We start from the raw sequence: 17,272 nt of genomic DNA on the forward strand, positions 1-17,272 counted from the left end.
TGCTCCAGCGTAGAGAGGTTCGGGTGTCCGGCGAGCCCATCCTCCGGGACGCGCCCGGAGGATCCGCGCGCCGTGGTCGATCGAGCGGTCTGCATCAGGCAACCCCCCGCTCGGTCGCGGTGGCCTGGACGAGGCTGTGCAGGACGGACTCCAGGGTGTTGACCTGCTTGCACAGGCCGAATAGACGCAGCCGGTCCACGCACGCGGCGATCAGGGCGGCGTGCTGCTCGGTGCCGGCGATCTCGCGCAGGTAGGAGAGGCGTTCGAGCACGTCGCTGCCGGAGCGCACGACCAGCTCCTTCGGGACGAACCGGTCGGCGAAGCGGATGTCCGCCGGGGCCAGCGGCAGGCAGCCGGCGAGCACGGCCTCGAAGATGCGCTGGGTCATCTGCCCGACGGCGGCGTACCGCTCGGGCAACATGAGCACCGTGGCCAGGGACCGGCCGTAGACGCCAGCAGCGTCCTCGAATGGGATCCGGCCCGCGAATCGGACGTGCGGCCAGCGGCTGGTCTTCGTCCACTTCCCGGCGACCAGGTGCTCAACGCGGGCAGCGGCCGGGGCGAAGAAACGGTCAAAGGACTCGTCGCGGTCGTACTGGTTGCCCACGTAGCCGAGCGCGAGATCCCGAGGTCGCGCCGCCAGGGTGAGGGGATCGGCCTGGGCGAGGAGGTCCTCGGCGACGGGGAAGAGCAGCGAGTGCGCTCCGGGGGGTGGCGCGAGCGCGGCCTCGCAGACGCGGGTGTGGGCCGTACGGCGCCACACGCTCTCGGCGCGCAGGGTGCGGTCCTTGTCCCAGATGACGGTGGGCGTCCGAGACCGGGCCGTGTAGTGGTTGATGAGCTGGGCCTGCCGGTGTAGGTCGCAGGTGTGCCCCTCACTGCCGCACACGGTGGTGTTGCGGTCGGGGATGGCCCAGCGCCACTCGAGGAACAGGACGTCGATGCTGGGCAGGCCGTCGTCGAACGTGTACACACCGCCGAGGTCGTCGTCGGCTTCGAGGCGGTCGCGGTCGGGCTGGAGGAAGACGATTTCGTGACCGCGGGCAAGGAGGGCGTCGATGAAGGGGCGGCGGTGGCTGCGGCCTCCGTCAGGGGTGTCGGTGACGCCGTTGCCGAGGAAGCCCCAGAAGCTGTACCCGATCTTCATTTGGTGATCCACCGCCCTTCGAGGAGCAGGGCGTCGAGGCCAGAGTTGGCCAGGCAGTCCAGGGCCATCTCGGGCGTCCCGCAGATCGGTTTCCCCTTGACGTTGAGGGAGGTGTTGATCAGCACGGGGATGCCGGTTCGGCGGCCGAAGGCGGTCAGCACCGCGTGCATGAACGGGTTCTGCGACCGGGTGACGGTCTGCAGGCGGGAGGTGCCGTTGGCGTGCACGATGGCCGGCACCCGCTCGCGCGTCAGGTCTGTCACCCCGGAGGCCATGGACATATATGGGGCCGGCTGGCCGAGGGTGAAGAACTCGACGGCCCGCTCGGCGGGGACCATGGGGGCGAAGGGCCGGAACGGCTCGCGGAACTTCACGGTGGCGTTGAGCCGCTCGACGACGCCGGGCTCCAGCGGGGAGGCGAGAATCGAGCGGTTGCCCAGGGCACGCGGCCCGGCTTCGACCCCTCCCTGGAAGAGTCCGGCGATCACGCCGTGGGCGAGCTGGTCGGCGAGGAACTCGGCGGTCTCGATGCCGAGGGTCTTCTGGTGGAGGCCGGGCCAGGGGGTCAGGTCGAGGGGCTGGTCCTCGTAGGAGGGGCCCAGGTAACAGTGGCGGGCGATGCCGGCGACCGGGCGAGGCGTGCGCGCGTCGACGTGGACGGCGAGCGCGGCCCCGATCGCGGTTCCGGCGTCGCCCGGTGCCGGCGGGACGAACACCTCGTCGAAGATGCCAGCTTCGATGATCTTCCCGATGCTCACGCAGTTCGTGGCGACGCCGCCGCCCACGCACAGGCGCCGGGAGCCGGTGAGCACTCTGGCGCGGCGGGCCAGGTGAACCATCACCTGCTCGGTCCGCTCCTGGAGGGCAGCAGCGAGGTCTTGGTGGACGTCGGTGAGCGGTTCGCTCGGGTGCCGCTCGGGGAAGGTCTCGGCGACGAACCGCCGGGACGTCCTCGGGTATCCCGAGGTGAGGGTGCGCGCCGGGAAGTAGCCGGGGTGGATGCGGAAGCCCGTGGCCGTCGTGCGGACGGCCGTGGTGAACAGGTGCCGGAAGCGGGCTGGGTCGCCGAGGGCGGCCAGCGCCATGACGGTGCCTTCCTCGTCGCCCCGCCGCCAGCCCAGGTGCTCGGTGACGGCGCCGTACACGTAGCCGAGGGAGGCCGGGTCGTTGATCGTTTCCAGGGTCTGGACGCGGGGGTGCTGAACGCCTCGGCCGTGGGCGATCGTGGTGGTCTGCCGCTCGCCGAGGCTGTCGACGACGAGTATGGCCGCTTCGTCCCAGCCGGAGGCGGCGTAGGCCGTGAGCTGGTGGGCGCGGTGGTGCAGGACCGGTGTGACGCGGGCCGAGGGGAACTGGCTGCCGAGGACGCGCAGCCGCCGCCGGGTGCGCAGGGCGACCTTGGCGAACCCGTGGGCGCGCGCCAGGCTGCGGTCGCGCGTGGCCGACGAGAGCGCCATGCGCAGGGCGGCGGGCGACTCGGCGAGGTAGCGGGCGGGCTGGAAGTTGTAAGCGACGGCGTCCACGTCGCTGGCACTCAGCTTGGCCTGGTCGAGGACCCAGCCCACGGCGCGGGCCGGGTAGAGCTTGGTGTGCTTCTGCTCGGAGAGGCGTTCCTCCTCGACGAAGCCGACGAGTTCACCGTCGACGAGAAGGGCGGCCGAGGAGTCGTGGGTGTACGAGCACAGGCCGAGGACGACGGAGGGGGTGCGCTTCATGGCGGCGGTCACCTTGCCCCTGCTGTCGCGACGCGATTGGTCGAGCGCCGCTCCAGCTCTCCGTACCAGGCGGTGAGGGCCTGGCCGAGGGGCCCGTCGATCGTGTCGGCCGCCCGCCACGCCTGCTCGCGCTTGCCGTCCTTCCACAACCGGTAGCTGCGCAGCGTCTCGGCCATCGCGTCCCAGCCGGGGTGGCCGGTCACGTCACGGGCCTCGACCTGGTCGAGCAGGCCGTCGAAGCCGTTCCAGGGTGTTCGCAGGTCGGGCATGATCCCGCTCGCCGGGAGCGAGGTGAGCGTGTCGGCCTGCTCGATGTGCTCGTCGTAGATGTGCAGCGAGCCGATGTGCAGGTGAAACTCGCCGAGTTCGGCGTCGAGCCATCCGGCGACCAGCTCGTGCAGCACGGTGTAGAAGAACACGTCGTACGGCATGCCGATCCATACGTCCTGGCCGCGCATCATGGTCGCCATGTGCAGGCGGCCGGCGCGCAGGTGGAACCGGAACCCGAGGGTGCACGGCACGTCCTTGTGCCCTGCGGCGTCCTGGGCCGGGTCGTAGAGCTGGATCAGGGCACGCCGGGAGTCGGGGTCGGCTTGGAGGATCTCGACGACGCGGGCGAGCTGGTCGACCTTGCCGGCCCAGTTCCGCATCCTGGGGCCGTACGCCCCCAGGAGGACGCCTTCGTCGGCGAACTGCCGCAGCCGGTTGTTGTAGTCGAAGATCCACGGGGCGTCGGAGCCGGACAGGTGCCAGACCGTCTCGGCCACGGCGAAGGCCGGATTCACGATGCGGGCAGGCGGGGCGTAGAGCAGGCGGGCACGCGGCTGGGTGAGCAGCAGGTGCACATCGCGGACTTCGTGGGTGGCCATGCCCCGGGGGCTGATCTTCTCGCCGGACTTGGCCAGCGTGACGGCGCCGGAGAACAGCTCGGCGATGCTGTCGGCCGTTAGGGATGTCATCGGACGGATGCTCCTTCGTCCTTGGGCGACGCAGCGGCGCCCGGGTGGTGGTGGGTGGAGTCGTCGGCCCTCGGGCCGGAGGTGGCGCGGTCGGTGATGAGCCGGGCGATCCGAGTGGCGCTGTCGCCGCGCCACCGGCAGACCGCGTCCAGGGCCGCCCGCGGGATCGGCGCAGGGCCCGCGCGCAAGCCGGAGAGTGCTTCGGCGACCTCACCGGCGGCTTCGCACCGGGTCGCCAGTCCGTGACTGGTCAGGCCCAGGGTGCGTTCGCCCGTCGGGCCGATTTCGAGGACCGGGATGCCGAGCAGCGCGGCTTCGATCCCGCACGTCGAGTACGCGCTCGCCAGGACGTCCGCGCCGGCGAGGCAGCCTCGGGCTCCGACTCGGGGATCGACCACCGCGATGGGCGGCCCGGCGTCCCGCTTCACCAGAGCGGTGAAGGCGTCGGCTCCCTGCGCCGGGTGTGGAGCGATGACGAGCCCCCAGTCGCCGCCCGCCTCGGCGAGCCCGTCCAGGAGGAGGTCCGCGTGGGACTTGAGGTGATCGGGGTTGAAGGGCTGGCAGGCCCACACCGCGATCCGGGTCGGCGCGCGTCGGCCCCCCGGAGCGAGCAGGTTCTCCAGGTACCGCCGTTGTGTCTGGCGGCTCAGGCTGGTGAGGACGTCGAAGCGGGGCTGCCCGAGGACGTGCACCTCGGCCTCGGGGTGGCGCGCCCACCCTCGGCCCAGGGCAAGGTCCCGCTCGCCCATGACGATGATGTCGCGGCTGTGCAGGGCCGGCCAGGCGACCGATTCCGGCGTCCACGCCCCGTGCTGGACGTGCACCGAGTTCGCTCCGTGCCGCTCGGCGGCGTGCGCGGCCAGCACGCCCAGTGGGCTGGTGTCGTTGCTCAGCAGGACGGTGTGCGGCCGGGTGGTCGACAGGGTGTCGTCGAGCCAGCTCTCCGCCCGCACCACCGTCCGCCACGACGGTTGAGTGCAGCCCCCGCTGGTCTCCAAGAGAACAGACAAGAGCCTTACGAGCCGGCCAAGTTGGATGCCGTGGCCTTCAACTTGGACGACGTGCTCGTCGTCGGGGCGGTGGAGGCCCTCGGCGGTGCCGGAGACGGTGAAGAGGTCGCTCGGAGCCGCGCGCAGCTCGAAACCCATTGCCGGTCCCGCGCTGCATCGCTCGGCGGCATCAGTGGCGAGATCGAGCAGGAGGCTCCTCTGCCCGCCTCGCGCCAGCTCGGCGAGAACGGGGGTCAGCGTGGCAGCATGGCGGGAGGTCCACGACAGCGCCAGAACGTCCTGCCGTCCGAGATCCGAGAGGAACGGACTCGGCTCCGTGTTCGCCGTACTCGTCCGGGCGCGGTTCCGGAGCTGGGCGGAGCGGGTCGGGTTATGCGGTGCCGCAGCACCGAGAACGTACGCGACGCCTGACCATGTCACGGTGTAGCCCAGGTACTCCCGCGAGCTGCTCGAACGCAGTCCCACGAGACCTTCGTAGGGGGCCAGGATCAGGGGCCCAGGGGCGGAGGCGAACGGTGCCCAGGAGTTCAGGGCCAGGAGCTTGCGCACGATCTCGGCGACGAAGCGTCGCACGGGGACGTGCTGAACGTGGAGCCAGTCGGCTCCGCCCGGGGTGGCGGCCCACTTAGCGCTGTAGCGGTCGACGGCCTCCATGACGTCTTCGACGCCGGAGCGCAGTAACTGCTTGTCGACGGCCGTCGCATCAAGGTCCGTCGTGTGGATGTGGTCGGTTCGCGCGTGCGCCAGGGCGCCGGTTCCGACGAGAGTCCACGTCGGCTTCCCGACGTTGGAGGAGCGGACCAGGCCGAGGCCACCAGTGGTGCGGGGGCTCACACCGTGCTCCCCTCGACGAGCTGCTTGGCGGGGAGGAGGCTCAGCAGTTCCCTGGGGGACGAGACCGTCTTCGGGGCGGGAGCCGTCGGCTGCCCGTAGCCCCACCCAGCGTGCACATAAGGGACGCCAGCGCGTGCGGCCGACTCCTGGTCGACCGCCATGTCACCCACGTAGACGGCGGAGGCGGGGTCGACTCCCAGGTCGACCAGCGCCAGGAGGAGCGGGTCCGGGGCCGGCTTCGTCCGGCCCGCGCCGGCGGGCGTGCGGATGGTCGCGAAGGGACACCCGAGGCGCGCGAGGAGCGGGGCCGCCCGGTCGACGTGCTTGGACGTCACGACGCCCAGCCGCCAGTCGGCGGCCACGAAGGCGTGGAGCGTCTCGACGATGCCGGCGAACTCCTCCGCGAGGTGCGCGGTGGACACGGATTCCGCCTCGTACGTCCTACGGACCGCCTCGGCATCGGTCACGCCCAGGCGCTCCATGATGTCCCCGAACTCGCGACCCAGGTGGCGCTCGTAGTCACGGAACGGGAACGCGACGCCATGGACCTCCTGGACCCTCTGCCAGGCCCTCCGCATCACGGGACGCGTGTCGAGGAGGACCCCGTCGAGGTCGAGGAGAAGAGCGCGCGACCCGTGGTCGCTCGGCGCGGCCGGAGCGGGTGGCGATCCGCAAGCGGGAACGGTCATGATCGTCCTCTCGTCAGGGTGTCGTCGTGCCTCAGAGGGCCGAGGCCGGGGCAAGTTCCAACTCGGGGTACAGGGCCGGACCGCCGGCCTCCTCGAACGCCGCGTCGCGCAACGCCACGTGCATGCGGTCCCATCGCCCCCGGGACTGCAAAGCTCGCCCGTGGCGGGTCAGGGCCCACGCCTTGAGGGCGGTCGGGTCCTGCATGAAGTTCCGCGCGCTCTGCCGCAGGATGGCGGGGGTGAACACCCTGAGATTGAGGCCGGTGCGCCAGAACTCAAGCCACCACTGGCACATCAGGAGCGGACCCGATTCGTCGTCCTTGACGTGATCGGGGTGGTTGCGCACCCAGATCGGGTCCAAGTCCGGGTGTGTGGTGGCGACTTCGAGCATGCGGCCGTGGGCCTGATGCACTGCCAACTCCAGGGACTGGCGGTGCTGCTGGCGACGCTGGGCGATGTGCACCGCGGACGCGAGGGCGATGGTGGTGGCCAGAGCGAGAACGGGACGGTTCATCTGCGACCTTTACTCGGGGATGGATGGGGCGGTGTGGCAACCGGCGGCGGCATCCGGGGCAGTGGTGGTCGCCGTCGTGCTCGCTTGAGGAGAGTCAGGCCGCGTCCGGCGGGCCGTCAGCCGAAGGCGAGGTCGATCCGTCCGGCACGGTCGGCAGGCGCGCGAGCCGGTGAAAGCGCGAGAGGTCGAAGCCACGCCCCTGAACCTCACCAGCGGGCACGGCGAAGAGGTCGATCCCCTCTTCGCTGGGTGCCGATGGGGCGGCCTCCCTGATGGCGAGGAGCGCTTCGCCCTGCTCGCGGTGCGGCAGGAGGCGCGGCGCACGATCGATGTGTCCCTCGAAAGTCATGGTCAGCCCTCGGTCAGGTGTATTTGAAGGTGAAGACGAGCACGACGCTCACGGTGACGATCAGGGCGATCTGGGCGCTGATCTGCCGCCAGCCCCAGCCCTTCCTGTCCATCCAGCGCAGCGGACGCCTTCAAGTCGGCGCGACGGGCTCCTCGGAGATCACGAGGTGGAGAAACGCCCGGCAGTGCTCGCCCAGGTGTTTGATCACGGCGTGGTACTCGTCGTCATCGGAGCTGATGTTGTGCCGGTCGAGGACGAGCACGCCGTCGGCCAAGCCCTCTCGGAGCTGCCGCTCGGCTTCCCGCCAACCAGGTCGATCCCAAGGCGGCGTGTAGACGCCCTGGCTCGCACTGGATGCCGGGAAGTACGTAGTGGTCACCGGGACCGCCACATCGTGGAGCCGGGCGGCGATCGCGTAACCGAGCTGGTCGGCCTCAGCCTGTAGCGTCCCCCAGTCCTCGTCAGGTCGGGCCCTCGGACTCGGTACCAGGCTGTACGCCAGCACGCGCAGCGGCTGATCGGCCTGCGAGCCGACGGCCTGACGGTAGAAGTGCTGGCGCAAACATCGGAGTTGGCCAGCTCGGGACTGACGCTTCACCTGGGCAGAGGTGCGAGGCCAGCTCGGGTGGTCACGGCCAGCGGTCGGTGCCCCACCGCCCGGGTGCTTCTCTCGCCCCCGATCAAAGGCGACGAGGCTCAACACGTCGGCTCCGTGCTTGACTGCGTTGTGCGGCGACATGGGGGTGCCTCCGTGAGAGTGGGAATGACCGCGTACGTCGTCCGGCCGCCGTCCGCGACGCCCCACCGAAGCGACAAGTAGGCGACGAGGTGCAGCCCTCGACCGCCGAGGCCGGCGGCACTTGCACGTCGTCGCCTCGCCGGTGCCGTGCTGTCGTCGGTGACTCGGATTCGAAGCTCGTGCTCGTCGTGTCGCAGTCGCAGTCGGACGTCCCCGGAACCGTGGATGATCGCGTTGGACACCAACTCCGAGACGACCAGCCGGGCGTCCTCTACCGGCGTCTCCGGCAACGACCAGTGCTTCAGCACGGTGGCCGTCGTTCGTCGCGCTTGAGCGACGTGCACATCTACCGGCTCCATGGCCATCTCGAAGACGTGAGAGGCCAGCGGACACCGAGCGGTCGAGGCGCCGACGGCGTGGGCGCCACCGTCGTCGCCCCGAGGTCGGGGCGACGTTGCTGTCCGGTGCGTGGTCATGAGCACATCGCACCGTGGCTGCGCGATCCGGGACAGGGGAAACCGGAGGGGGAAAACTTTGTCAAGGGGGGAAAACCAGGGGGAAGTTGGGGGGAGTATTGGCTTTCTCCCACGGATAGGGGTCAGGCTCATGGCGGTGGATCCATTTGCCGAGTTGCTCCGTCACCTGCGGCGTAACGCGAATCGGTCGCAGGACGAGCAGGCCGGTGCGATCAACGCCGCCTCCGGTCGGGCAACGGTGACCCGCCGGGAGGTGAACCGGTACGAGAACGGTGCGAACGTTCCAACGGACCACACCCTGGGGAACATCGCTTTGGCCTGTGGCGTCCCGCTGGAGCCGCTGCTGCGCGAGGCGAAAGCCGCCCGCGCCAGGCGGCGAGAGAAGAACAAGGCCGAGGCGGAGGACCTGGACGACGTGAAACGCCGAACGCTGCTGGGAGGCGCAGTCGTCGGTGCGGCTGCGGCTGCCGAGCCCTGGGGCCGACTGGCCTACGCACTCAGCAAGGGTTCCAAGATCGACCCTGAGTCCGCGGCGGTGCTTATTGATCATGCCGCCACGTTGCACGTGGACGAGCTGAACGAGAGTGCGCTCAGCCTGCAGTCCCGCGTCGAGGCGCACTTGGACGCGATCACCGCAGCCCTTCCCCGCGCCGGAGCCCACGAGCGAGCCCTGACCATCGCGGCCGGGGAGACTGCCGCTCTTGCTGGGTGGGTCGCCTGGGACCTCGGCCAGCAGGACAAGGCCACTTCCTATTACGGAGTGACCTCGGAGTGCGCGAAAAAGGCTGGACACCCTCCGCTGCGCGCTCTCGCTCTGGGCTACGCGAGCTACGGTGCCCCCAGCCCAGCGAAGGCGCTGGAGATGCTTTCGCAGGCAGCTCAGGACGTACGCGGACGTGGCAACGCAACCGCCGCAGCGTGGGCTCTGGGTCGGTACGCGGAGGAAGCCGCCCAGTCAGGCGATGACGCTGGCGCCCTTCGTGCTCTCGACCAGGCCAAGTTCGCTTATGACTTCGCCGACCATATGAGCGAGCAGGCGTGGGTCCGCTTCGTGACGCCATACCGCATGGACTCGTTAACCCTCTCGGTCTACGGCGAACTCAAGCGTCAGGAGCTGACCGCCACGGCCGACTCCGCAGTCGAGCGCCTCGGCGGTGAACTACCCGAGTCCGGTGTGGTCGTCCTGGGCGACCTGGCGTCCGCCCTTCTGCGCGGCGGCGACATAGATCGCGGGGCCTACGTGGCGCACCAGTTCGCCGCAGCGGCGGAGTCGAAGCCCAACACCATGGGCCGGCAGCGGGCTCAGGCCATCGCTGCCGGGCTCCCCGACACTGAGCATGACCTGGCCAGCCACCTGCTGACGTTCGCAACGCTGTGACGCGTCGAAGCGCACAGGCTCGGCGAGAGCAAGGCGCTGTAGTGAAGACCTCTACCCCGGGCGCGTCTCGTCGACGACCCAGGACAGGTACGCCTCCGACCCTCCGGTCACAGGCAAGGTGACCCACTGGGGGACGTCGTACGGGTGCCTCTCGTGCAGCCATGCCTCTAGCGCGGGGAGGCGATCCGACGACGTCATGTAGGAGATCCGCCACTCCTGAGCCGCCTCGACCTTCCCCTGCCACCAGTAGAAGGCGGTGATGGGCGCATCGATGTGGACGCCCGCCGCCAGTTTGCTCTCAACAGCGCCTCTGGCGAGGGTCTTCGCCTGCTCCTCGTCGTCACTCGTCGTCTGCGCGATCACGATCTCGGGGTCCATGCGGCTACCTCTCCAGCTCGGGTACCGCGACCCTATCTATGTGTTCGACGCAGGCCAGCGGGTGGTAGCCGGCGGGAGACTACGCAAACGCACTGATTGCTTCTGAAGCACCTGTGATCCTGCGAAAGGAGCGCTTCTTTGACGTCACTGTGAAGGCGCAGCAGGTCGGCCTTGACCACCCGGTGGGCGTTGCCGGGGCGCAGCCTCGCCAAGACCGGTCTGGACATCAGACCGCCTGACCGGCCACGACACCGCAAGCGCACCCTTAGTAGGTGGCGGCGTCCTGCTGGAGGAAGGTCTGCGCCGCCTTGTTGATGGCCTTCACTGGATCTGCGGTGCGCTGGAAGTTGAACCACTCCCCTGCGATCCGCAGCCGGGTGAACTTCTCGTGGAGGTGGCTCTCCAATGGAAATCCGCCCGGCGACTGCCAGCGCAACACTATAGGAGACGCTGACCCGATCTGGAGCTGCTTCAGGCGCTTCTGGATGTTCGCGGCTACACCGATCTTTATGGACTTCGGGTCGGATTCGGTGGACACGGCATAGACCCACCGGGAGTCCATCTCGTTGGTGCTCTCCGCCTCGGGCACACGTGACGCCCGGACCTCTGAGCAGGCCTGACAAACCCCTCTCAGGCCACCGCACGAGCAATGGCCGCAGTCGTCGCAAGGCACGCACGGTTGCTGGTTGGCTGGAGGTATCGCCTCGAGGTTCACGGAGAGGAGGAGACCCAGGCCGTGGTGCTCACGCTTATCGATCGCACCGACCGCGGTGAGTTCAGCAAGGACTGGTAGTAAAGCGTCCGAGTCGGTCAGGCCCACAACATGTGCAACGTGGTCCAGGTCGAAGGTGTCGCTGCCCTCGTCGACCTGTTGGACTGCGGCGAGGACAGCGTATGTAAGGCGGGCGGTGGGGCTGAGCTCCTTGTTGAGAAGGGTGACGGCGTCGACCAGGACGGCGTAGGGGTGGCGGCGGTAGACGCGGATGAGGAGCCTCCTTCGGCGGAGGCGGCCCGCAGTGTTTGGGCCGCCATGTGATGAAAGCGCCGGGCGCGCGGATCCGTTCCAGAGCGGCCCCGGCCGACCGCCTATGGAGAGCCGTCGAAGTGCCGCCGCCTTGCGGCAGCCGCACGGTGCCCAGTCGGCGCCGACCGAGGGTGGACCTTCACCCGCGAGTGGGCGAGCAGTACGCGCCCGCGCGCTCACTCTTCGTACGGGGCCTCCCAGGAAGAGTCCTCCGAGTCAGCGGCCTCTGCCTCAGCTATCTGTTCGGCGATCTCCCTGCGGATGGACACCGTGTCCGCAGGAGACCACCCCGAGCCGCTCCCGAAAGGCAGTACACGGTCGTGGGGCTGGTACAGCTCCTCGCTTTCCAGACCGCGGCGACAGGCGCGGCACTTCCACGGCCGGCGCAGGGTGATCCACTGCCTGAGCCCGCACCAGGGGCACAACGCGAAGTACGCGCTGGGCCCGTGAGCGGCGGCCCAACTGGCGTAGCCTGACCGGCTGCGAGCGACCGTGATGCCGCCGTGGGTGCGTTCCGCGACCCAGCCAAGGAGGACCATTTCGCCACCGGGCCACGCGCAGGCGCAGAGGCCGTCGCAGCGGCAGGCGCGCGCCTTGCCCAGCTCGACGGCCTTCTCCTTTCGGGGGGTGGCTGGTCCCTTGACCTCAAGCCATGTCCCGATCTCGGGCAGCCAGAAGTCCGGCAGGTAATGCTCCCCTGATGGCAGGGTTATTCGCTCGGGCTCGTACTGCCAGAGGATGCTTTGGGTGTCGAGGGTGCGGGCCCAGTCGGCTTCGAGCCGAGAACGGAAGGTGTTACCGCTGTACACCGTCGATACGGCCTCGATGGGCTGGCCCTCTTCGGGGAGGTCCGTCACGGCGTCTCCGTTCTGGGTCAGTTCTGCGCCACCCCGCAATTTGACCGCTAACCTCGCGCTTTCATGAAGCGACCTGTCCGACGGGTGGTCACGTGGGCAAGACGTGCTTCTGAACAGCAAGATTACGGCTTCTCTACTTTGTTGGCCATCACCGAGTTCGCCCTCAACATTGGCGAAACGCTCCACTCACAGGCTGGTCGGTACTGCTGGCCGAGATAGTCCGCAAGTCCGTTGCGAACAAAGCGATATCGGCGGCACTCACGCCGTGGCGCAAGCCGCGGGCCGTGCACGATCCGGGGAAGATCCTGCTGGATGTGGCCTTGGCCGTCGCACTCGGCCGGGGCTGTCTGGCCGACATCGGCATGCTGCGGGCCGAGCCGGATGTTCGGCCCGGTGGCCTCCGAGCCCACAGCCTTCCGTGTCATCGACAGACTCGCCGCATCCGGCCCGAAAGCCCACGCGGCGATGCGGGACGCACGTTCCCGAGCACGGGGCGGGTCTGGGAGCTGGCCGGTGCGAGCATTCCGGCCACCGACGGCCAAGTGATCGTGGACATGGGCGGAGTGCTACCCCTCGCGCACTCCGAGAAACAGGACACCACCGCGCCCCGGAAGAAGACCTTCGGCCACCGCCCCCTCGTCGCGTTCGCCGACCACGGCCAGGCCGGGTCCGGGGAGCCGGTGGCCGCCCTGCTGCGGCCCGGCAACGCAGGCTCCAACACCGCCGCGGACCACATCGAAACCGCCCGACTCGCCCTGGCACAACTCTCCAGACTCTGCGGCTGGGGCGGCAGACACTGGTCCGCACCGACTCCGGCGGCAGCGTCCACGCCTGATGGGCAGTGGCTGTCCTATTCCGTCGGAATGACCATCACCGACGGCATCCACCAAGCCGTACTGAAGATTCCTAAGAAGGCGTGGACGCCGGCCCTAATACGCCGGCGGCACCGAGCGACCCGGCGCCTGGGCCGCGGAAATCACCGCTATGCCCGACCTGGGCACCTGGCCCAGGGGGATGAGGCTGGTCGTCCGGGAGGAGCGACCTCACCCCCGGAAGAGCCGCACCCCACACGCACAGCGTCCCCGTCAGCGAACTGATGAGAACTCATGAACGATTGAGGCTAACCTCCGTTCCATGCAGTTCACCCTCGATGGCGAATCCTTCGAGCTGACGCCCACGCTTGTTCGTAGGCGTCTCGCTGGTCACGTGCCCGAGGAGATCCGCGAGTACTGGGTCGAAGTAGATGGTGTGCATTGGCCGGTCAAGCAGGTCATCTCCCTTGCGACAGGTGCCAAGCGCAGTCGGTTTCAATCGCAAGCCTCTCGGCGGTGGCTGCAGAACCTCGGGTTCTTGATCGGTGCCGGATCCTTGGCCACCGAGAGCGGCTCAATCCCGCGGTTGACCGGCGCGACTCATCGTGGACCTTTCGACGAGTCCGAGCTCAAGGAACTGGAGGCGCTCGACGTCCGCGTTGCGTTCTCGTGGCTGAGCGCGGGCCCGATCACGCTGGACGAAGCCGGCCTGCCGAGGTTTCCCGGACTCCCGCGAGCGCCAGGGCTCTACCGATACGATTTCGGTGTGGACGACGACGGCATCCGCGTGCTCTACATCGGGGAGTCCGTGGAGCTGGCCAGGCGAGCCAGCAACTACCGCAACGCCAAATCGGATCGCTCTAGTCAGCGCACCAGCCGCCGCATCCACAAGGAGATCGTCGGCCACTTGGAGTCCGGTGGTTCGATCGCATTCGCCATCGCAACGTCAGTCCGCTGGGGTGACGATGTCGAACTGGACCTGCGGCTCAAGTCCGCCCGTCGCCTTGCCGAGAACGCTGCGGTGCTTCTCGCGCAGTCGCAGTCCGGGATCCGCGTGCTCAACATCGACGCGGAGCTGGGAGAGGGCAGCGAGTGAGCAGTCTTCCGGACCTTCGCTTCCTGCTCTCGATCAACAGCGAGAACGCGTGGAGCGATCTGCTCGCCACCCTCATGAATGCCGACCAGGCGATCACCCGCTCCGTCCTCGACATCGACGCTGTTGGCCCGCTCCAGATCCGTCGGGAGGTCTCGAAGTCGCGGGGCCGGAAGGCATCGGATCGCCCCGACCTGGTGGTGGAGGCGAACGGTCAGGTTGTCGCTGTCGTCGAAGTGAAGCTGCTTGCTGGCCTCGGAATTGAACAGTTGGAGCGGTACTACAGATACGTCGCCGAGGAGGACCGACACGACTGCCGGTTCGTGGCGGTCTCGCTTCAGCGCATCCGTCTCGACACCACTCATGCCCAGGACTGGCAGAACCTCACCTGGGAGGAGCTCATCGCTCCCTTCGCCTCGTCCCCGGTACCGTGGGCCGCGACGACCGCCACAGCCTGGACGAGCCACATCGAGTCCCAGGTGCCGGAGGTGGATGGCCACACAATCTGGAATCAGATTGACGATATCGACCTATACCTCGCCCTCCGGCTTCGTGCTGCCTATATGTACGACAACGTCGCCTTGCCCGGCGGCTCATCGAAGGCCATCCGGGAGATCGGCTCCGGTGGCCTGTACGTCGCGATCGTGGACGCCCCGATTCCGGGCAGCGGCTACACCGTCCGTTGGGACGCCACCGAGAGCTTGCCGACTCAGGAGGTTGGCAAGCTCGTCGACAGCAGCGGGCTTCGCGGGGTCGACTTCCGCTTCTTCCTCGTGCAGCAGCGAGTCACCTCCTCCAAGGCCTTCGACTGGGATCACCTGGCGCTGCTCTGGCACGAGTACCTCGCCCAAGAGGACTGGATTCCGTGGAGACCCCATCCGCCGCGCAAGACCTTGCAGTGGGAGAAGGATGGCGTGGCTAGACTCAAGGCGCTCGGCGCTCCAGCGTTCCTCGGCGCTGGCTACGGCGAGAAGCAGGCCAAGCTCAGCGGTGAAGTCGAGTTCGGCGCGCGCTTCGTGCTGCCGCCCTCAACCACACTCAAGGAAGCCACCGAGGTGCTCAGCAGGGTGGCTGTGATCGGGTCCCGGATGGCGCAGCACGCGACTCAGCCGCAAGCGAGACTGTGATCGCATTAATCGACGGAGAATCTGACAGCGGCGATGCAGGGGTGGACGGATAGATGGTGGGCGACTTTGGACCCGACCGCTTGCGGCAGCTCTTCGGCGACCCGAACGAGAATGGGGTCTACCTGGTCGGCGTCGTGGAGTTCTCGGACGATGCGAGCGAGGACCAGTTGTCGTACGTCGGGAACACTCAGATGGGGACCCTGGAGTCAGTTGCCAGCAGGCTCGGCTATGAGCGGCGTGACATCATGATTGCGGAGCCCTACCGAGAGCCTGGCCGTGGGGTGCTGCCGGACGGAACAGAGCTGGCAGTCACCTCGACCACCGTGCCGGGGAGCGCCTCCTGGCATCGAAGTAGCCGGGAGCCAACGCCGGAGGAACGGCTCCGGTGGGCAGGACATCCAGTGCCACCGCCACCTCCGCCCGAGCCGGTGCCGGTCGGTCCCAACATGGAGACGGCGAGGCCTCGGATCGAGGAGCACCAGGGCGAGGTCTTCTACACGAAGACCGGCAAGCCCTTCACCTACCGGACCAACCACTACACCCTGGTCATCGTCGAGAGCCGGCGCAACGTGCAGTGGCACGAGATCAGGTCAGCGCTGGAGGCATGGCCGATCGCGGGGCCGTCGGAGATTCCACGATGCCCCGAACGTTCTGGGCGGTACGTCTACGGGATCGTGTCCGACGAGCGGATCCGGCAAGGGGACTGGTGACAACCTTGGACCTGCGGCTCTGTGGCGGCTGATGCGATGCTCGCCGAACCTGCCAAATCGTCGGACGCTGCAGCTACGGTCAGGAGTGAGGTTCTACTACCGCGACTTCCTCGTCGACTGAGCGCCGAGGAGGACCCGAGCACTGACGAGGACGCATGGCCGAGGACCAGGAGTACGACGAGGTCGACGCAGTTGTTCGTATCCCCAAGGACGGGCACCTCGCCGACTCGCGAAAGAGCGAAGGCTGGAAGCGTGGGTTCACTCCCAAGACGAGTGACAAGGGGCCGGAGCACGTCGAGATCCGCCTGAAGGCCGAAAAGGAGTCAGGTTCAACAGACAAGCCCGAGATCGTCTACGTCACCGAGTACGTGGCGGATCAGCGTCCTCAGCTCACCCCCGGCCAACAGGTCGTGGCTGACATCGCGGGCCAGATCATCGGTGATCTCGTAGAGATCGCAAAACCTCGCGTTGCCCACTGGTGGCATACCCAGGCCGTGCCGGTCCTCGTTGCCAAGGGCGAAGCCTTAGTGCTGAAGCAGCAGGCCCGCAGAGCCCAGAAGAAGGCCTTGCGGGCCGGGGCCACGACGACACCTCCTGTTGCCGTCCCGGGGGTAGAGGCTGACGCGCCTTCCCAAGATCTGGCCACCGCGCCCAGCGACCCGAAGGTCACTGTTACGAGCGAGCAGTTCCAGCAGATGTTCATGACTTGGCTCGCTCGTGAGGACGCCCAGCAGGCGCTCTGGAGCCTCATCGTGAATGCCGAGGTCGAGGACGGCGGTGTTGCCACCCTGGCATGGCAGCAGGAACTGAAAGAGCTTTCGCCTGAGCAGCGAACCGAGCGGGTCATGGAGTTTCTCGCTACCAACCCCTTGATCCTGGAAGACTTCGCTCGTCAGCTCATGGGCAGCATGGCCCTCGGGCTCGGCGAGACGGCTCTCAGGCGCGACCGGGCGTAGGGGGCCGCGCCGTTTCAGGATGGCACGTCACTAGAAGGGGCCTCAGACCTACGTCGGAGGCCCTCTCCAGGCAAAGCCGCTGTTGGCGTCGGGCGAGGCGGGCTGTACGCCGGGTTCTGCCGCCCGACCAAGGACAAGGGCACTAGCCAATCTTGGCCGATCAGGTCGCGCGATTCACCGCTTGAGATTCCAGCCATGCCTCTACCTCCGGCCAGCGGTAGCGCAAATAGCGGCCGACCTTGTGGACTCGCGGCCCCTGGTGTCGGTGATTCCATATGTAGACCGTATTCAGAGGTACGCCCAGGAAGTCGGCCAGCTCCTCCGCGCTCATCAAGGGACAACGGTCCCCCGCGCCACTGGCGGCTTCTTCCGCACGGGCAGGGGTTCGACGCATGGGCACTCCAAAACGATTCGAAGCGGGTAGAAGAGAACCACGTGAGCGGTACTCCGCTGTGGTGGTGGGTGAACGTTTTCATTGAATTCCGGCCGGACCAAACAGAGGGCC

At 68.1% G+C, this 17,272-nt stretch carries 20 protein-coding genes; 7 read left to right on the forward strand and 13 right to left on the reverse strand.

Features of this window, described 5'->3' with window-relative positions; genetic code table 11:
• Nucleotides 1-94 precede the first annotated feature (94 nt).
• The 9 genes from AB0F03_RS17715 to AB0F03_RS17755 all read right to left on the reverse strand — a co-directional run bounded on the left by AB0F03_RS17715 (nucleotide 95) and on the right by AB0F03_RS17755 (nucleotide 8,564).
• Entirely contained in the window at nucleotides 95-1,147 is a 1,053-nt protein-coding gene (locus AB0F03_RS17715; protein ID WP_361992277.1) for a hypothetical protein, read from the reverse strand.
• Nucleotides 1,144-2,862: a carbamoyltransferase C-terminal domain-containing protein gene (locus tag AB0F03_RS17720; protein WP_361992280.1), complete on the reverse strand. Its 1,719-nt coding sequence runs from the start codon at nucleotides 2,860-2,862 to the stop codon at nucleotides 1,144-1,146. The genes AB0F03_RS17715 and AB0F03_RS17720 overlap by 4 nt, the downstream gene beginning before the upstream one ends.
• A gap of 8 nt (nucleotides 2,863-2,870) precedes the next feature.
• On the reverse strand, nucleotides 2,871-3,821 hold the full coding sequence (locus AB0F03_RS17725; RefSeq protein ID WP_361992283.1) for a thymidylate synthase: 951 nt from the start codon (nucleotides 3,819-3,821) through the stop codon (nucleotides 2,871-2,873).
• Nucleotides 3,818-5,665: a hypothetical protein gene (locus tag AB0F03_RS17730; RefSeq protein WP_361992286.1), complete on the reverse strand. Its 1,848-nt coding sequence runs from the start codon at nucleotides 5,663-5,665 to the stop codon at nucleotides 3,818-3,820. The genes AB0F03_RS17725 and AB0F03_RS17730 overlap by 4 nt, the downstream gene beginning before the upstream one ends.
• Entirely contained in the window at nucleotides 5,662-6,354 is a 693-nt protein-coding gene (locus AB0F03_RS17735) for an HAD family hydrolase (protein WP_361992289.1), read from the reverse strand. The genes AB0F03_RS17730 and AB0F03_RS17735 overlap by 4 nt, the downstream gene beginning before the upstream one ends.
• Before the next feature lie 31 nt (nucleotides 6,355-6,385).
• On the reverse strand, nucleotides 6,386-6,868 hold the full coding sequence (locus AB0F03_RS17740; protein ID WP_361992291.1) for a DUF6082 family protein: 483 nt from the start codon (nucleotides 6,866-6,868) through the stop codon (nucleotides 6,386-6,388).
• Nucleotides 6,869-6,962: 94 nt separating this feature from the next.
• Entirely contained in the window at nucleotides 6,963-7,217 is a 255-nt protein-coding gene (locus AB0F03_RS17745) for a hypothetical protein (RefSeq protein ID WP_361992294.1), read from the reverse strand.
• A gap of 130 nt (nucleotides 7,218-7,347) precedes the next feature.
• A complete protein-coding gene (locus AB0F03_RS17750; RefSeq protein ID WP_361992296.1) occupies nucleotides 7,348-7,779 on the reverse strand; it encodes a hypothetical protein in 432 nt (143 codons plus the stop codon).
• Nucleotides 7,780-7,913: 134 nt separating this feature from the next.
• A complete protein-coding gene (locus tag AB0F03_RS17755; protein ID WP_361992299.1) occupies nucleotides 7,914-8,564 on the reverse strand; it encodes an ATP-binding protein in 651 nt (216 codons plus the stop codon).
• Here AB0F03_RS17755 and AB0F03_RS17760 point away from each other — a divergent pair.
• Nucleotides 8,563-9,810 carry a helix-turn-helix transcriptional regulator gene (locus AB0F03_RS17760; RefSeq protein WP_361992302.1) on the forward strand — a complete coding sequence of 416 codons (1,248 nt, stop codon included), beginning with the start codon at nucleotides 8,563-8,565 and terminating at the stop codon, nucleotides 9,808-9,810. The two genes, AB0F03_RS17755 and AB0F03_RS17760, sit on opposite strands and share 2 nt — an antisense overlap.
• 51 nt (nucleotides 9,811-9,861) lie before the next feature.
• On the opposite strand, the gene cutA is transcribed toward AB0F03_RS17760, so the two are convergent.
• Both cutA and AB0F03_RS17770 read right to left on the reverse strand, forming a co-directional pair.
• Nucleotides 9,862-10,188, reverse strand: a complete 327-nt coding sequence (gene cutA / locus AB0F03_RS17765) for a divalent-cation tolerance protein CutA (RefSeq protein ID WP_004921029.1) — start codon at nucleotides 10,186-10,188, stop codon at nucleotides 9,862-9,864.
• A 265-nt stretch (nucleotides 10,189-10,453) separates the two neighbouring features.
• The gene (locus tag AB0F03_RS17770) at nucleotides 10,454-10,750 is read right to left on the reverse strand and encodes a GIY-YIG nuclease family protein (protein ID WP_361992809.1); all 297 of its coding nucleotides are present in this window, start codon (nucleotides 10,748-10,750) and stop codon (nucleotides 10,454-10,456) included.
• A gap of 270 nt (nucleotides 10,751-11,020) precedes the next feature.
• Between AB0F03_RS17770 and AB0F03_RS17775 the strand changes: the two genes are divergently transcribed.
• Nucleotides 11,021-11,224 carry a hypothetical protein gene (locus AB0F03_RS17775; RefSeq protein WP_361992831.1) on the forward strand — a complete coding sequence of 68 codons (204 nt, stop codon included), beginning with the start codon at nucleotides 11,021-11,023 and terminating at the stop codon, nucleotides 11,222-11,224.
• A gap of 164 nt (nucleotides 11,225-11,388) precedes the next feature.
• On the opposite strand, the gene AB0F03_RS17780 is transcribed toward AB0F03_RS17775, so the two are convergent.
• Complete coding sequence (locus tag AB0F03_RS17780) at nucleotides 11,389-12,069, reverse strand: hypothetical protein (RefSeq protein ID WP_361992305.1); 681 nt, start codon at nucleotides 12,067-12,069, stop codon at nucleotides 11,389-11,391.
• A 245-nt stretch (nucleotides 12,070-12,314) separates the two neighbouring features.
• Here AB0F03_RS17780 and AB0F03_RS17785 point away from each other — a divergent pair, with 245 nt between their 5' ends.
• The 5 genes from AB0F03_RS17785 (at nucleotide 12,315) to AB0F03_RS17805 (ending at nucleotide 16,767) form a co-directional block, all read left to right on the forward strand.
• Nucleotides 12,315-13,166, forward strand: coding sequence for a transposase (locus tag AB0F03_RS17785; RefSeq protein ID WP_361992812.1), 852 nt, complete (start codon nucleotides 12,315-12,317; stop codon nucleotides 13,164-13,166).
• Nucleotides 13,167-13,203: 37 nt separating this feature from the next.
• Nucleotides 13,204-13,977, forward strand: a complete 774-nt coding sequence (locus AB0F03_RS17790) for a hypothetical protein (protein WP_361992308.1) — start codon at nucleotides 13,204-13,206, stop codon at nucleotides 13,975-13,977.
• Complete coding sequence (locus AB0F03_RS17795; RefSeq protein ID WP_361992311.1) at nucleotides 13,974-15,101, forward strand: PD-(D/E)XK nuclease family protein; 1,128 nt, start codon at nucleotides 13,974-13,976, stop codon at nucleotides 15,099-15,101. The genes AB0F03_RS17790 and AB0F03_RS17795 overlap by 4 nt, the downstream gene beginning before the upstream one ends.
• A 446-nt stretch (nucleotides 15,102-15,547) precedes the next feature.
• Nucleotides 15,548-15,811, forward strand: coding sequence for a hypothetical protein (locus AB0F03_RS17800; protein WP_160310979.1), 264 nt, complete (start codon nucleotides 15,548-15,550; stop codon nucleotides 15,809-15,811).
• 155 nt (nucleotides 15,812-15,966) lie between these two features.
• On the forward strand, nucleotides 15,967-16,767 hold the full coding sequence (locus AB0F03_RS17805) for a hypothetical protein (RefSeq protein ID WP_361992314.1): 801 nt from the start codon (nucleotides 15,967-15,969) through the stop codon (nucleotides 16,765-16,767).
• A 160-nt stretch (nucleotides 16,768-16,927) separates the two neighbouring features.
• Here the strand turns inward: AB0F03_RS17805 and AB0F03_RS17810 are convergent, their stop codons facing one another.
• Nucleotides 16,928-17,161: a helix-turn-helix domain-containing protein gene (locus AB0F03_RS17810; protein ID WP_361992317.1), complete on the reverse strand. Its 234-nt coding sequence runs from the start codon at nucleotides 17,159-17,161 to the stop codon at nucleotides 16,928-16,930.
• Between the last annotated feature and the right edge of the window lie 111 nt (nucleotides 17,162-17,272).

Origin of the sequence: Streptomyces sp. NPDC028722 (assembly GCF_040637655.1) — a bacterium.
Classification (GTDB): Bacteria; Actinomycetota; Actinomycetes; order Streptomycetales; family Streptomycetaceae; genus Streptomyces.

What these genes read in the sequence shown, in the direction of transcription:
- AB0F03_RS17755 (WP_361992299.1), bottom strand. Translation starts at nt 8,564, where the DNA reads ATGAGCCTGACCCCTATCCGTGGGAGAAAGCCAATACTCCCCCCAACT.
- AB0F03_RS17790 (WP_361992308.1), top strand. Translation starts at nt 13,204, where the DNA reads ATGCAGTTCACCCTCGATGGCGAATCCTTCGAGCTGACGCCCACGCTT.
- AB0F03_RS17740 (WP_361992291.1), bottom strand. Translation starts at nt 6,868, where the DNA reads ATGAACCGTCCCGTTCTCGCTCTGGCCACCACCATCGCCCTCGCGTCC.
- AB0F03_RS17725 (WP_361992283.1), bottom strand. Translation starts at nt 3,821, where the DNA reads ATGACATCCCTAACGGCCGACAGCATCGCCGAGCTGTTCTCCGGCGCC.
- cutA (WP_004921029.1), bottom strand. Translation starts at nt 10,188, where the DNA reads ATGGACCCCGAGATCGTGATCGCGCAGACGACGAGTGACGACGAGGAG.
- AB0F03_RS17800 (WP_160310979.1), top strand. Translation starts at nt 15,548, where the DNA reads ATGGAGACGGCGAGGCCTCGGATCGAGGAGCACCAGGGCGAGGTCTTC.
- AB0F03_RS17805 (WP_361992314.1), top strand. Translation starts at nt 15,967, where the DNA reads ATGGCCGAGGACCAGGAGTACGACGAGGTCGACGCAGTTGTTCGTATC.
- AB0F03_RS17715 (WP_361992277.1), bottom strand. Translation starts at nt 1,147, where the DNA reads ATGAAGATCGGGTACAGCTTCTGGGGCTTCCTCGGCAACGGCGTCACC.
- AB0F03_RS17770 (WP_361992809.1), bottom strand. Translation starts at nt 10,750, where the DNA reads ATGGACTCCCGGTGGGTCTATGCCGTGTCCACCGAATCCGACCCGAAG.
- AB0F03_RS17735 (WP_361992289.1), bottom strand. Translation starts at nt 6,354, where the DNA reads ATGACCGTTCCCGCTTGCGGATCGCCACCCGCTCCGGCCGCGCCGAGC.
- AB0F03_RS17720 (WP_361992280.1), bottom strand. Translation starts at nt 2,862, where the DNA reads ATGAAGCGCACCCCCTCCGTCGTCCTCGGCCTGTGCTCGTACACCCAC.
- AB0F03_RS17810 (WP_361992317.1), bottom strand. Translation starts at nt 17,161, where the DNA reads ATGCGTCGAACCCCTGCCCGTGCGGAAGAAGCCGCCAGTGGCGCGGGG.
- AB0F03_RS17745 (WP_361992294.1), bottom strand. Translation starts at nt 7,217, where the DNA reads ATGACTTTCGAGGGACACATCGATCGTGCGCCGCGCCTCCTGCCGCAC.
- AB0F03_RS17760 (WP_361992302.1), top strand. Translation starts at nt 8,563, where the DNA reads ATGGCGGTGGATCCATTTGCCGAGTTGCTCCGTCACCTGCGGCGTAAC.